Raw genomic sequence first — 13,667 nt, 5'->3', positions numbered from 1 at the left:
CGCGTCCATGGCGCGGACGCTGGCGTCCAGCGGCGCGCTCCATTCCGGCTAGCGGTAGCGCCCACGAAAAAGGGCGCCGCTTGCGCAGACGCCCTTGTCGGGAGCGGGCTGGCCGACGCAGGCCGCGTCGGCGCCGTCACTCAGCCGCCGCGGTTGCCGCCACGGTTGCCGCCGCCACCAGGACGGCCGCCGCCGCCCGGACGCCCACCGGCCGGGCGGTTGCCGCCGCCGGGGCGCCCGCCCGGACCCGGGCCGCGCTTCTGGCCGCCGGCCGGGCGCGCGGCGCGTGGCGCGGCGCCGTAGGGGTTGAAGCCGGGGGTGGCGTGATCGGACGGGAAGCTCGGCGCGTTGCCCGGATGCCCGTAGGGATGCGCCTTGCGCTGCTGGCCCTGGCCGCGACCCTGGCCGCCAGCGCCCGCACCGGCGCCGGCCGGACGCGGCTTGGCATTGGCATAAGGACGCCCCTGGCCCTGACCCTGGCCGCCGCGGCCGCCGGGACCGGCGTTGCGGTGGCCGGTCGGACCGGTGCTGACGCCGTCCGGCACGTACCAGGTGCGGAACGCCGCCGGGTTGCCGTCCGGCAGCGGCTTGGGGCCCTTCGGCGTGCGCTGCTTGAACGGCTTCTGCGATTGCTTGGCGGCCATTTCGCCGCTGACGGTCAGGCCGCCGTGCGGCTTCTTGCCGCCGCGGCCGCGGCCGCGGTCCTCGCGGAAGGTGTCGAAGCGGCGCAGCTCGCGGCCTTCGTCGGCGGTGTTGTGGCCGTTGACGTAGGCGTTGCCGCCGCGGCCGACCTGCACGGTGGCCTTGGCGGCCTTGCGCTGGCCGATCACCGGCTGCAGGGTCAGCGCCGACGGGGTGCCTTCCTCCAGCTTCAGTTCGGCGCGCAGCGCCTCGACCTTGTCCTGCGCCAGCTCCATCGAGTGCCCGCGCAGCAGTTCGCGCGGCAGCGCGATCTTGCCATAGCGGGTGCGCTTGAGCCGGCTGACCTGGCAGCCCTGCGATTCCCACAGGCGCCGCACTTCGCGGTTGCGGCCTTCCTTGACCACCACCCGGAACCAGTCGTGCGAGTCGGTGCCGCCGATGCGTTCGATCTCGTCGAACTTGGCGCCGCCGTCCTCCAGCAGCACGCCGCGCGAGAGCCGCTCGATCATGCTGTCGGGCACGGTCTCTTCGCCTTCCGGGGCGCGCACGCGCACCACGTACTCGCGCTCAATTTCGTAGGAGGGGTGCATCATCGCGTTGGCCAGCTCGCCGTCGGTGGTGAGCAGCAGCAGGCCGGTGGTGTTGATGTCCAGGCGGCCGATCGCGATCCAGCGCGCGCCCTTCAGCGCCGGCAGCGCCTCGAAGATGGTCGGGCGGCCTTCGGGATCTTCGCGCGTGGTCACTTCGCCTTCGGGCTTGTTGTAGATCAGCACGCGCGAGGGCTCGGTCAGTGCGCTGGCGACGAAGCTGCGGCCGTCCAGCTCGATCTTGTCGCCGCTGCGGATCGACATGCCGGTCTGCGCGACCTCGCCATTGACCTTGACCAGGCCGTCGGCGATGCGCTGTTCCAGCGCCCGGCGCGACCCCAGCCCGGCCTGGGCCAGGACCTTGTGCAGGCGTTCTTCCAGTTTCGGCTGCTCGGCGGCAGCGGCGTCGCGCTTGAGCGAGAGCTTGTTCAACGACAGCTTGCGGGAGGTGTCACTCATTTACTTGGCTCCGGCCGGCGCGTTGCGCGTCGGCCTGTGGTTCGGAATCGGCATCGTCAACAGCCACGGTCGTCGTCGCGACGGCGTTGTCTTCGGCTTCGTTCGCATCCGCCGCGCGCTCTCCCGGCGCGGCTTCGGGTTCGCCCGTCGGGGCGGTCGTGGAATCCGTGGCCGTCGGCGCGTCGGCGTCGTCGGTCGCGGGGGTGTGGGGTACTGCGGTGTCGCTGGTGTCGGTGTCCGTGGCGTCTGCGGCCACGGCCGCGTCTGCCTGCGCCGTCGCGGCAGGCGCGGCGGATTCGTTGGCGGCCGCGGCCTGCGCCGTGGTGTCGCCCTGGGTGCCCTGGTCGCCCTGGCCGGCGTCCTCGCCCGGCGCGGCGCCGGCCTGGGCCATGTCGCCGACCGGCAGCGCGTCGCGGTCCAGCGGCAGCTGCGGTTCCAGCTCGCCGATGTCCTTGAGTTCGGACAGCGGCGGCAGTTCGTCCAGGCGCTTGAGCCCGAAATAGTCCAGGAAGGTCTTGGTGGTGCCGAACAGCGCCGGCTTGCCCGGCACGTCGCGGTGCCCGACCACGCGGATCCACTCGCGCTCTTCCAGCGCCTGGATGATGTTGCTGCTGACCGCCACGCCGCGCACCTGCTCGATCTCGCCGCGGGTGATCGGCTGCCGGTAGGCGATCAGCGCCAGGGTCTCCAGCGTGGCGCGGGTGTAGCGGGTCTTGCGCTCGGTCCACAGCCGCGCCACCCAGGCATGCACGTCGCTGCGCACCTGGTAGCGGAACCCGGAGGCCACTTCGACCAGCTCCACGCCGCGGCCCTCGCAGGCCTCGCGCAGCAGTTCCAGCGCGCGCTCGATGCTGCCCGGCGGCGCGGGCTCCTCCTCCGGGAACAGGCCGTGCAACTGCGCCAGCGGCAACGGCTGGTTGGCGGCGAGCAGGGCGGCCTCGACGATGCGGTTGATCAGCGCTTGATCCATGCGGGGGCGGGTTCTCGGGGACTCAGGTGGTGGCGTCGGCGGCGTCGCTGTCGTCGAACTCGCTGTTGAACTGCAGCGGCGCGTTGGTGTTGCCCAGCGCCAGCGACTTGACGTAGATCGGTGGCATCGGCGGCCGCTCGGTGGCCTCGGCGGGGACGTGCGCCAGCGGCTCCTGGACGATGTCCAGCAACTGCTCCTTGGCCAGTTCCAGCAGCGCCAGGAAGGTGACCAGCACGCCGAGCTTGCCTTCCTCGGCACTGAACAGCGATTCGAAACGGTGGAACTTGCCGTCGTCCAGACGGCCCAGCACGTCGCCCATGCGCTGGCGCACGCTCAGCGCCTCGCGCTTGATCGCGTGGCCGCTGAACAGTTCGGCGCGCTTGAGCACGTCGTACAGCGCCAGCAGCATTTCCTTCAACTCCACCGGCGGCGGCAGCTTGACCGCGGCGCGGTCCGGCACGTGGGCGTGCGCCGGGGTGGTGTCGCGGTCCTGTCGCGGCAGCGCGTCGATGTCCTCGGCCGCCTGCTTGAAGCGTTCGTACTCCTGCAAGCGGCGGACCAGTTCGGCGCGCGGGTCCACTTCCTCGCCGTCTTCGGCCGGCGGCCGCGGCAGCAGCATCCGCGACTTGATCTCGGCCAGGATCGCGGCCATCACCAGGTACTCGGCCGCCAGTTCGAAGCGCAGCTCCTGCATCACGTTGATGTAGTCCACGTATTGCCGGGTGATCTCGGCGACGGGGATGTCCAGGATGTCCAGGTTCTGCCGGCGGATCAGGTACAGCAGCAGGTCCAGCGGGCCTTCGAACGCGTCCAGGATCACTTCCAGCGCGTCCGGCGGGATGTACAGATCCTGCGGGATCTGCAGCACCGGCTGCCCATGCACGACCGCCAGCGGCATTTCCTGCTGCTGTGGCGGGCTCGTCTGGGTTGGCGGGTTCGCGTCGAGCGCGAGTTCGGAGGTCATCGGTTGGACATCGGTGTTGCGGTAGCGAAGGGCCGGGCAGGCGCGACCCGGCGCGGCTCCTTGCCGGCAGTGCTGCGGTTCAATGGCACGTCGTCCCCGCAACGCGCTCGGTACTTCAACAAGACACACGACGCACGCCACGCGTGTCGTGGCGGCGGGAACTGCAGAGGAGGACGTCTGCGCGGGCGGTGTCAGGCAGCGAATCGGTCGTCGGAAGGGGCTTGGGGTCGCCGATCACCGACGGGCCGCTGCATCCGGCCGCGTGCAATGGAACCAAGGGTAATGCGCCGGCGGGGTCGGTGTCCAGCGCCGCCGCACCGGGGCAGGTCCTACAATGGCGCGTCTCTGACGATGGAACGAGGGCGGATACGCGATGTGGTACGTGATCGAGGGGTATGACGTGGCCGATGCGCTGCCGCGGCGGGCGGTGGCGCGACCGGCGCATCTGCAGCGGCTGACCCAGCTGCAGGAGGCCGGACGGCTGCTGCTGGCCGGGCCGTGCCCGGCGATCGACGCCGAGGATCCGGGCCCGGCCGGCTTCAGCGGCAGCCTGGTGGTGGCCGCGTTCGACTCGCTGGCCGAGGCGCAGGCCTGGGCCGAGGCCGACCCGTATGTCGAGGCCGGGGTCTACGCGCGGGTCGAGGTGCGGCCGTTCCGCAAGGTGCTGCCATGAGCCAGGTCGGCGCCGAGCGGGTGGCGCGGATCCGCGCTGCGCTGGAGGCGGCGTTCGCGCCGCAGGCGCTGGAGGTGGAGGACGACAGCCATCGCCATGCCGGCCATGCCGGCGCGCGCGATGGCCGTGGACATTTCAATGTAAGGGTCGTCAGTGCGGCCTTCGCCGGGATGGCGCCGTTGGCCCGGCACCGCGCGGTCTACGCGGCGCTGGGCGAGATGATGCAAACCGACATCCATGCGCTGTCGATCCGCGCCGAGGTGCCGGGCGCCGCCCGCTGACGCGCTGCGGCGAAGGGGTGCCGCAGGTCCAAAGCAGGTCCAAACAGGAGTGTGGATCCCGCGGAAAAGCGGAATCTGCACCTGGATTATGTTGCATTGCGGCACGATTTCGACTGGTGTCGCATTATTCAAGTAACTGAAAAATAAGAGTTTTATTGGAAAAATAACAAAGGGCTTCTGCCTCGCGCTGAAAACGATTACAGTCCGCGCCAGTTTCTCAAGGTCTCTGCCGCGGAGGGCGGCACGATGGCGAAGAGCGCGGTCACCATCAAAGACGTTGCACGCGAGGCCCGGGTTTCCGTGGCCACCGTGTCGCGTGCGCTCAACGGCCACGAGAACGTGGCCGCGCCAGTCCGGACCCTGGTCCTGGAAGTGGCCGAGCGCCTGCGCTACAGCCCGCACGCGGCGGCGCGCAGCCTCAGCAGCCGCCGCACCCAGACCCTGGGGGTGGTGCTGCCCGACCTGTACGGCGAGTTCTTCTCCGAATTGATCCGCGGCATCGACGGCGCCGCCCGCGCGCGCCGCCAGCACCTGCTGGTGTCCAGCTACCACGGCGACCCGGAAGAGCAGGGACGGGCGCTGCGCGCGATGCGCGGTCGCGTCGACGGTCTGCTGGTGCTGTCGCCGTATGCCGAGCGCCCGGGCTTCCTCACCGACAACCTGCCGCAGGCGCTGCCGACGGTGCTGATCAACACCCACCTGCCGGGCACCGAGTACCCGGTACTGAGCATCGACGACCATGCCGGTGCGGTGGCGATGACCGAGCACCTGCTGGCGATGGGGCATTGCCGCATCGCCTTCATCGGTGGCCCGGAACTGAACTTCGACGCGCGCGAACGCCTGCGCGGTTTTCGCGACGCCATCGCGCGTCATCCCGGCGACGCGCACGGCCAGGAGTTCCCGGGCGACTTCGACGAAGCCTCCGGGTATCGCGCTGGGCAGGCGATGCTGCAGGCTGGCACGCTGCCCGATGCGGTGTTCGCCGCCAACGACATGACCGCGCTCGGCTGCCTCTACGCCTTCACCCAGAACGGCGTGCGCGTGCCCAACGACATCGCGTTGGCCGGCTTCGACGACATTCCGCTGGCGCGTTTCGTTCACCCGTCTCTCACCACCATGCGCGTCAGCATCGCCGGGCTTGGTGAGCAGGCGATGCATCGCCTACTGCAACTGATCGATCGTCCCGACGCGGACGATGGACGGCGACAGACCCTGGTTCCTACGTTGGTCGTGCGCGATTCCAGCACGGCCCGTTCCTGATGCGACGCGGTGTTTCGCGCCGCATCGCTTGTTCCACTTCGTTTGATCGAAGCACCACGCACCACCCATAACGAGCTTCACGTCTTCCTGGAGGGAAAACCCCACATGCAACACACCCCGCACTCCGCCCGGCCCACGCGCAAGCTGTTGAGCTGCGCCCTCGCCAGTTGCCTGCTGCTGGGCGCCGCGCCGGCATTCGCGCAAAGCACCGGCGCCACCATTCGTGGCCAGGTCAAGGTCGATTCGGCGCCGGCCGCGTCCGCGCAGGTCACCGCCACCAACCTCGCCACCGGTCTGAGCCGCAGCGTGCAGACCAGCAACGGCACCTACTCGGTCGGCGGCCTGCCGCCGGGTTCCTACCGCATCGACGTCACCGCCGACGGCAAGACCACCTCGCAGAACGTCACCGTGCAGGTCGGCCAGACCGCCACCCTGGACCTGGGCGTGGGCGGCGAAGCGGCCACTGCCAACGGGCAGGGCGCGACCACGCTCGACGCGGTGCAGGTGCAGGCGCCGCCGGTGCTGGTGGAAACCCGCACCTCGGAGAACGCCACCTACATCTCCAACGTACAGATCGAGAAGCTGCCGCAGGCCACGCGCAACTTCCTCGAACTGGCCGACAGCGTGCCGAGCGTGCAGTTCCAGCGCGACGCCAAGGGCAACACCACGGTGCGCTCCGGCGCGACCTCGGCCAACGGCACCAACGTCTACATCGACGGCATCAGCCAGAAGAACTACGTGCTGACCGGCGGCGTCAGCGGCCAGGATTCCAGCCGCGGCAATCCGTTCCCGCAATCGGCGATCGGCGAGTACAAGGTCATCACCTCCAACTACAAGGCCGAGTTCGACCAGGTCAGCAGTGCGGCGATCGTGGCCTCGACCAAGTCCGGCACCAACGATTTCCACGGCAGCTTCTTCTGGGATACGACCAACGACGACTGGCGCGCCGAAAGCCCGCTGGAGCGCAAGGCCGGCCAGCGCGACGACTTCTCCGAGACCCAGTACGGCGCCACCTTCAGCGGCCCGATCCTCAAGGACCGCGCGCACTTCTTCGTGGCCTACGAGGCCAAGGAATACACCACGCCCAACACGGTGATCCCCGGCGGCATCTACGCCGACCGCGTCGACCAGTTGCCGGCGCAGCTGCAGCCGCTGGTTGCCACCTACAGCACGCCGTTCAAGGAAGACCTGTATTTCGGCAAGATCGACTGGACCCTGGGCGACAACAACCTGTTCGAGCTGACCGGCAAGTACCGCAAGGAAGACGAGCTGTCGGACATCGGCGAAACCACCACCTACCAGCACGGCAGCACCAACGGGCAGAAGGAAAAGCGCGCCAACCTGCGCTGGCAGTACAGCGGCGAGACCTTCCTCAACGACCTGAACCTGAGCTACGAGAGCGCGTTCTGGACCCAGACCCCGCTCACCGACGGCAGCGGCTACGTGCTGTCCTACGTGCCGCAGGCCGGCAACGAGACCACCATCCTCAGCGCCGGCGCCGGCAGCAGCTTCCAGAACAAGGGCCAGAAGGGCTGGACCCTGCAGGACGACCTGACCCTCAACAGCCTCGACTGGCACGGCAGCCACACCATCAAGATGGGTCTGAAGTACAAGGACATCCAGCTCGATTCGACCCAGATCAATCCGGCCAATCCGCAGTACTACTACAACATCCTCAGCGATGTCGGCACGCCGTACCGGGTGCGCTTCGGCGACACCGGCGACGGCGGTTCGGTGCAGTCGCAGAACAAGCAGTACGGCATCTACCTGCAGGACGACTGGGAGGTCAACGAGCACCTGACCCTGAACCTGGGCGTGCGCTACGACTACGAGAAGACCCCCTCGTTCCTCGACTTCGTCACCCCGGCCGACGTCGCCAGCGCGCTGCTGAACTGGCGCAACCTGGACAACGCCAACTACGACATCGCCAACTACATCAGCACCGGCAACAACCGCAAGGCATTCAAGGATGCCTGGCAGCCGCGTCTGGGCTTCTCCTACGACCTGTTCGGCGACCAGGCGCACGTGATCTACGGCGGTGCCGGCCGTGCCTACGACCGCAACCTGTTCGACTACCTGGCGCTGGAGCAGCTGAACAACAACTTCCGCTCCTACAGCTACTACTTCAACAGCGCCAACACGCCGTGCCTCGGCCAGCCGTGCGTGGCATGGGATCCGAGCTATGCGACCCAGGCCGGCCTGAACGGGCTGGCCGCCTCCACCACCGCCGGCACCGGCGGTGGCCGCGAGGTGTACCTGATCGACAACAACATCAAGGTGCCGTACTCCGACCAGTTCAGCCTGGGCATGCGCAACATGGTGCATTTCTGGGGCAACGACTGGTACACGGACGTGACCCTGAGCCGCATCGTCAGCGAGGACGGCTTCGTGTTCCTGCGCGGCAACCGTCGTGCCGACGGCTCGTTCTTCCTGCCCGGCACCACCTCCGGCGTGCCCACCGACTCGCCCAATGGCTACAGCGCGATCGTGCTCGGCACCAACGGCCTGAAGACGCGCAACAACCAACTGGCGCTGAAGCTGGACAAGCCCTACGACAAGGAGTCCGGCTGGGGCCTGACCGTGGCCTATACCTTCTCCGATGCCAAGGAGAACCGTCAGTACGGCGAGCACTACGCGCTGGACCAGCCGTCGATGGCCGGCTACGGCTGGCGTGAGGCCGGCGGCATCCCGAAGAACCGCCTGGTGGTCACCGGCATCTACGACCTGCCGTACGACATCACCCTGTCGGCCAAGCTGTCGCTGGCCAGCCAGACCCCGCGCTACGGCACCAACTGCCTGGCGGGCAACGACCAGTGCTATATCATCCAGTACAAGCCGGATGCGACGCTGGGCTACAAGGAATTCAGCCTGGCGGCGAACAAGGAATGGGATACCGGCTCGGGCATCAAGTTCAACGTCCGCGCCGATGTCATCAACCTGTTCAACTGGACCAACTACGCGGACTACAGCACCGATACCGGCACCTATGCCGACCTGAACACGGCGTTCGGCACGCCGAACGGCGTGCTCGCCTCGCCGATGCGGACGTTCAAGCTGTCGTTTGGCTTGAACTGGTAAGCAAGGTCGCCGCGGCTCCCTCGCACGGGGGCCGCGGCGATGCGGAAGTGGGGTATTTTTTGCGTGCGTGTAAACGATTTCACGGGGGGCACGATGAAGAAGCAGCGCAGTTTCATCAGGTTTTCGTTGATGCTGATGGCAGCAGGGGTGCTGCTGACGGCCTGCAAGAAGACCGAGGAGCCGAAGGCGGTGGAGAAGAAGCCGGTCAAGGTCATCCTGGTCGAGGCCGAACTGCCGCCGAAACTGCTGAAGCCGGAGCTGCCGCCCCTGTTCGAGGACATCGAACGCCGCACCTTCCAGTTCTTCTGGGACACCACCAACGAGCAGAACGGCATGGCGGTGGACCGCTATCCGTCGCGGCCGTTCGCGTCGATCGCGTCGGTCGGCTTCGCGCTCACCGTCTATCCCATCGGCTACGAGAACGGCTGGATCAGCCGTGAGCAGGCCGTGCAACGCACCCTGACCACGCTGCGCTTCCTGCGCGACGTGCCGGTCGGCCCGCAGCGCACCGGGCGCGCCGGCTACAAGGGCTTCTACTACCACTTCCTGGACATGCAAAAAGGGCTGCGCTACGACCAGTGGGTGGAACTGTCGAGCGTGGACACCGCGCTGCTGATGATGGGTGTGCTGTTCGCCCAGTCCTACTACGAAGGCGACACGGCCGACGAGAAGGAGATCCGCCAGATCGCCGACACGCTGTACCGGCGCGTGGACTGGCCGTGGATGCAGCAGCGCAAGCCGCTGATCTCGATGGGCTGGTATCCCGAGCGCGGCTTCATCCAGCACGACTGGATGGGCTACAACGAAGGCATGATGGTGTACCTGCTGGCGCTGGGCTCGCCGACCCATCCGGTGGAACCGGACGCGTGGCAGGAGTGGACCCGCACCTACAACAAGGACTGGGGCGTGTACTACGGCCAGGAATACCTGGCGTTCGGCCCGCTGTTCGCGCACCAGTACAACCACGTCTGGATCGATTTCCGCGACATCCAGGACCAGTACATGCGCGAGCATGGCATCGACTATTTCCTCAACAGCCGCCGCGCCACCCTGGCGCAGCGCGAGTACGCCATCGACAACCCGATGAAGTGGAAGGAGTACGGCGAGAACGTGTGGGGCCTGACCGCCAGCGACGGTCCGCAGAACACCACCCAGGAGTACCGCGGCGAGCAGCGCCAGTTCTTCCACTACCGCACCCGCGGCGCCGGCCTGTTCGAGGCGTTCGACGACGGCACCATCGCGCCGACCGCGGCGGTGTCCTCGATCGTGTTCGCACCTGAGGTGGTGATTCCGGCGACCCAGGAAATGCACAAGCGCTTCGGCGACTTCCTGTATTCGAGCTACGGCTTCCTGGATTCGTTCAATCCCAGCTTCAATTACGATATCCCGCTCAAGACCGGCCGCATGATCCCCAACCGCGGCTGGGTGGCCAGCGACTACATCGGCATCGACCAGGGCGCGATCGTCACCATGATCGCCAATTACCGCAATGAGTTCGTCTGGAACGTGATGAAGAAGAACAAGTACATCCGCACCGGCCTGGAGCGCGCCGGCTTCACCGGCGGCTGGCTGACCCCGGAGGGCGAGGCCCAGCCGCTGCCCAAGAAGGACGAGCAGGCGGCCAATGCGCGTGCGCTGGGCATCGCCGAGTCGCGCGCCGCCGCCGCCGAGGCGCAGTCCACCCCTCCACAGCGCCAGCCGCAGCAACCGGAATGAGCACAGCACGCATGATCGGTCGTTGGGTTTCGCTGGGTCTGGTTGTATTGGCGGTGTGCGGCTGCGCACGCGCGCCGCAGGGCGAGGTGGTGCGGTTCTGGGCGATGGGCCGCGAGGCCGAGGTGGTGGCCGAGCTGATCCCGGAGTTCGAGAAGGAAAATCCCGGCATCCACGTGGACATCCAGAACATCCCCTGGACCGCCGCGCACGAGAAGCTGCTGACCGCGTTCGCGGCCGACGGCCTGCCGGACGTGTGCCAGTTGGGCAACACCTGGATTCCGGAATTCGCCGAGCTGGGCACGCTGCAGCCACTGCAGCCCTACGTCGACCGCTCCAAGGTGGTCGACCCGAAGGACTACTTCCCCGGCATCTGGGACACCAGCGTCATCGACGGCCAGCTCTATGGCATCCCCTGGTACGTGGACACGCGCCTGCTGTTCTACCGCAAGGACATGCTGCGCGACGCCGGGGTGACCAAGCTGCCGCAGACCTGGGCCGAGTGGGAGCAGGCGATGGCGGCGGTGAAGAAGCACGTGGGCCCGAAGCGCTACGCCATCCTGATGCCGCTCAACGAGTTCGAGCAGCAGCTGTCGCTGGGCCTGCAACTGCCCGATCCGCTGCTGCGCGACCACAACAACTACGGCAACTTCGAAAGCCCCGGTTTCCGCAAGGCGCTGGCGTTCTACGCCAACATGTTCGACCAGGGCTGGGCGCCGAAGATGTCGGAGACGCAGATCTCCAACGTCTGGGACGAGTTCTTCAACGGCTTCTACGCCTTCTACATCTCCGGCCCGTGGAACATCCGCGAGTTCCGCAAGGTGCAGCCGCCGGCGTTGAAGGACCAGTGGGGCACCATGCCGCTGCCCGGTCCGGACGGCCCCGGCGCCGGCATCGCCGGCGGCACCAGCCTGGTGATCTTCCGCAAGTCCGAGCACAAGGACGCGGCCTGGAAGCTGATCGAGTTCCTGTCGCGGCCGCAGATCCAGGCGCGCTTCCACGCGCTGATCGGCGACATGCCGCCGCGGCGCAGCACCTGGGCGTATCCGTCGCTGGCCGACGATCCGCTGGCGCATGCGTTCCGCGATCAGCTGGAGCGGGTCAAGCCGGCACCGAAGGTGTTGGAGTGGGAGCGCATCGTGCAGGAGATGCGGCTGGCCACCGAGCGGGTGGTGCGCGGCGGTGAGCCGCAGGAGAAGGCAATGCGGGAACTGGACAAGCGGGTCGACGAGATCCTGGAGAAACGCCGCTGGATCCATCAGCAGCACCGCGAGGCCACGGCGGCGCCGGCCGCGGGAGCCACGCCATGAAGCGCGGTTCCCTGATCGGCTGGCTGTTCGCCGGCCCGGCGCTGATCGTGATCGGCGTGTTCTTCGGCCTGCCGGTGCTGTCGGCGCTGGCGCTGAGCGTCACCGACTTCGACCTGTATGCGCTGGCCGACCGCCACAACCTGCGCTTCGTCGGCTTCGGCAACTACATCGAGTTGCTGCAGACGCCGATGTTCTGGAAGTCGCTGTGGAACACCACGTATTTCGTGATCGTCGGCGTGCCGCTGTCCATCGGCGCCTCGCTGGGCGCGGCGCTGCTGCTGAACGCACCGGTGGCACGCTTCAAGGCGCTGTTCCGCACCGCGCTGTTCGCGCCGGTGGTGACCACGCTGGTGGCGGTGGCGGTGATCTGGCGCTACCTGTTCCACACCAGCTACGGCCTGGTCAACTACGGCCTGGCGCACCTGGGCATCGGCCCGATCGACTGGCTCGGCGACCCGCACTGGGCGATGCCGACCATCATGCTGTTCGCGGTGTGGAAGAACTTCGGCTACAACATGGTGATCTTCCTCGCCGGCCTGCAGGCCATCCCGCAGGACCTGTACGAGGCCGCGCGCATCGACGGCGCCTCCAAGTGGCGGCAGTTCCTGCACATCACCCTGCCGATGCTGGGGCCGGTGCTGCTGGTGGTCGGGGTGATTACCGTGTCCGGCTACTTCCAGCTGTTCGCCGAACCCTACGTGATGACCCGTGGCGACCCCCTGCAGAGCACGGTGAGCGTGCTGTATTACATGTTCGAGGAAGGCTTCAAGTGGTGGAACCTCGGCCGCGCCTCGGCGGTGGCGTTCCTGCTGTTCCTGATCATCCTGGGAGTGACGACGGTGATGCTGCGCTTCGGCCGCAAGAGGGACCTGGTATGAGCCGGGAGATCGGCGCCTCGCGCTGGAACACGCTGCTGGTCAACGGCGGGCTGCTGCTGCTCGCCGTGATCAGCCTGGCGCCGCTGTTGTGGATGGTGTCGGTGTCGTTCATGCCGGCCGGGCAGGCCAGTCGCTTCCCGCCGCCGATGCTGCCCACCGGCGCCACCCTGGCCAACTACGGCGAGCTGTTCTCGCGCACCGGCATGGCGCGCAATTTCGCCAACAGCCTGCTGGTGTCGTGCGCGATCACCTTCGGCTCGCTGCTGATCAACACCATGGCCGGCTATGCCTTCGCCAAGCTGCGCTTCGTCGGCAAGGAGCGGATCTTCCAGATCCTGCTGGCGGCGCTGGTGATCCCGGCGCAGGTGGCGATGCTGCCGCTGTTCCTGCTGATGAAGCAGCTGCACCTGGTCAACAGCTTCGGCGGGGTAGTCGTGCCGGCGCTGGCGACGGTGTTCGGCATCTTCCTGGTGCGCCAGTACGCGCGTTCGATCCCGGACGAGCTGCTGGAGGCCGCCCGCATCGACGGCGCCGGCGAGCTGCGGATCTTCTTCCAGATCGTGCTGCCAATGCTCAAGCCGGTGCTGGTGACGCTGACCATCTTCACCTTCATGGCGGCGTGGAACGACTTCATGTGGCCGCTGATCGTGCTGACCGACCAGGAGCACTACACCCTGCCGGTGGCGCTGGCGGCGCTGTCGCGCGAGCACATCATGGACGTGGAGATGATGATGGCCGGCGCGGTGGTCACGGTGATCCCGGTGCTGGCCCTGTTCCTGGCCCTGCAGCGCTACTACATCCAGGGCCTGCTGCTCGGCAGCGTGAAGGGGTGAGGCGCAACGCTTGCGCGCC

Annotated in this window: 11 protein-coding genes; 8 read left to right on the top strand and 3 right to left on the bottom strand. The window is 67.7% G+C overall.

Annotation, left to right across the window (positions count from 1 at the left end; genetic code table 11):
• Nucleotides 1-140 precede the first annotated feature (140 nt).
• Genes FHR56_RS07305 through FHR56_RS07295 form a run of 3 tightly spaced genes read right to left on the bottom strand, consistent with a single transcriptional unit; the run spans nucleotide 141 to nucleotide 3,622 of the window.
• Nucleotides 141-1,688, bottom strand: coding sequence for a pseudouridine synthase (locus tag FHR56_RS07305; protein WP_160947354.1), 1,548 nt, complete (start codon nucleotides 1,686-1,688; stop codon nucleotides 141-143).
• Nucleotides 1,681-2,658, bottom strand: a complete 978-nt coding sequence (scpB, locus tag FHR56_RS07300) for an SMC-Scp complex subunit ScpB (RefSeq protein WP_160947355.1) — start codon at nucleotides 2,656-2,658, stop codon at nucleotides 1,681-1,683. The genes FHR56_RS07305 and scpB overlap by 8 nt, the downstream gene beginning before the upstream one ends.
• A gap of 22 nt (nucleotides 2,659-2,680) precedes the next feature.
• Nucleotides 2,681-3,622 carry a ScpA family protein gene (locus FHR56_RS07295; RefSeq protein ID WP_160947356.1) on the bottom strand — a complete coding sequence of 314 codons (942 nt, stop codon included), beginning with the start codon at nucleotides 3,620-3,622 and terminating at the stop codon, nucleotides 2,681-2,683.
• A 373-nt stretch (nucleotides 3,623-3,995) separates the two neighbouring features.
• Here FHR56_RS07295 and FHR56_RS07290 point away from each other — a divergent pair, with 373 nt between their 5' ends.
• The 8 genes from FHR56_RS07290 to FHR56_RS07255 all read left to right on the top strand — a co-directional run bounded on the left by FHR56_RS07290 (nucleotide 3,996) and on the right by FHR56_RS07255 (nucleotide 13,648).
• A complete protein-coding gene (locus FHR56_RS07290) occupies nucleotides 3,996-4,295 on the top strand; it encodes a YciI family protein (protein WP_160947357.1) in 300 nt (99 codons plus the stop codon).
• Nucleotides 4,292-4,576, top strand: a complete 285-nt coding sequence (locus tag FHR56_RS07285) for a BolA family protein (RefSeq protein ID WP_160947358.1) — start codon at nucleotides 4,292-4,294, stop codon at nucleotides 4,574-4,576. Before FHR56_RS07290 ends, FHR56_RS07285 begins: the two co-directional genes overlap by 4 nt.
• Nucleotides 4,577-4,822: 246 nt before the next feature.
• Nucleotides 4,823-5,836 (top strand): LacI family DNA-binding transcriptional regulator, encoded by a 1,014-nt coding sequence (locus FHR56_RS07280; RefSeq protein ID WP_160947359.1) that lies wholly within the window; start codon nucleotides 4,823-4,825, stop codon nucleotides 5,834-5,836.
• Nucleotides 5,837-5,941: 105 nt separating this feature from the next.
• Nucleotides 5,942-8,914 (top strand): TonB-dependent receptor, encoded by a 2,973-nt coding sequence (locus FHR56_RS07275; protein ID WP_160947360.1) that lies wholly within the window; start codon nucleotides 5,942-5,944, stop codon nucleotides 8,912-8,914.
• Nucleotides 8,915-9,007: 93 nt separating this feature from the next.
• A complete protein-coding gene (locus FHR56_RS07270; RefSeq protein ID WP_160947361.1) occupies nucleotides 9,008-10,630 on the top strand; it encodes a glucoamylase family protein in 1,623 nt (540 codons plus the stop codon).
• A gap of 11 nt (nucleotides 10,631-10,641) precedes the next feature.
• Entirely contained in the window at nucleotides 10,642-11,937 is a 1,296-nt protein-coding gene (locus FHR56_RS07265) for a sugar ABC transporter substrate-binding protein (protein ID WP_160947362.1), read from the top strand.
• Nucleotides 11,934-12,815, top strand: a complete 882-nt coding sequence (locus FHR56_RS07260) for a sugar ABC transporter permease (protein WP_160947363.1) — start codon at nucleotides 11,934-11,936, stop codon at nucleotides 12,813-12,815. Before FHR56_RS07265 ends, FHR56_RS07260 begins: the two co-directional genes overlap by 4 nt.
• Nucleotides 12,812-13,648 carry a carbohydrate ABC transporter permease gene (locus FHR56_RS07255; RefSeq protein ID WP_019796990.1) on the top strand — a complete coding sequence of 279 codons (837 nt, stop codon included), beginning with the start codon at nucleotides 12,812-12,814 and terminating at the stop codon, nucleotides 13,646-13,648. Before FHR56_RS07260 ends, FHR56_RS07255 begins: the two co-directional genes overlap by 4 nt.
• The last annotated feature ends 19 nt before the right edge of the window (nucleotides 13,649-13,667 follow it).

It is taken from the genome of Xanthomonas sp. F10, assembly GCF_014206815.1.
Classification (GTDB): Bacteria; Pseudomonadota; Gammaproteobacteria; order Xanthomonadales; family Xanthomonadaceae; genus Xanthomonas_A; species Xanthomonas_A indica.
This window is presented reverse-complemented; position numbering and strand designations above follow the sequence as displayed.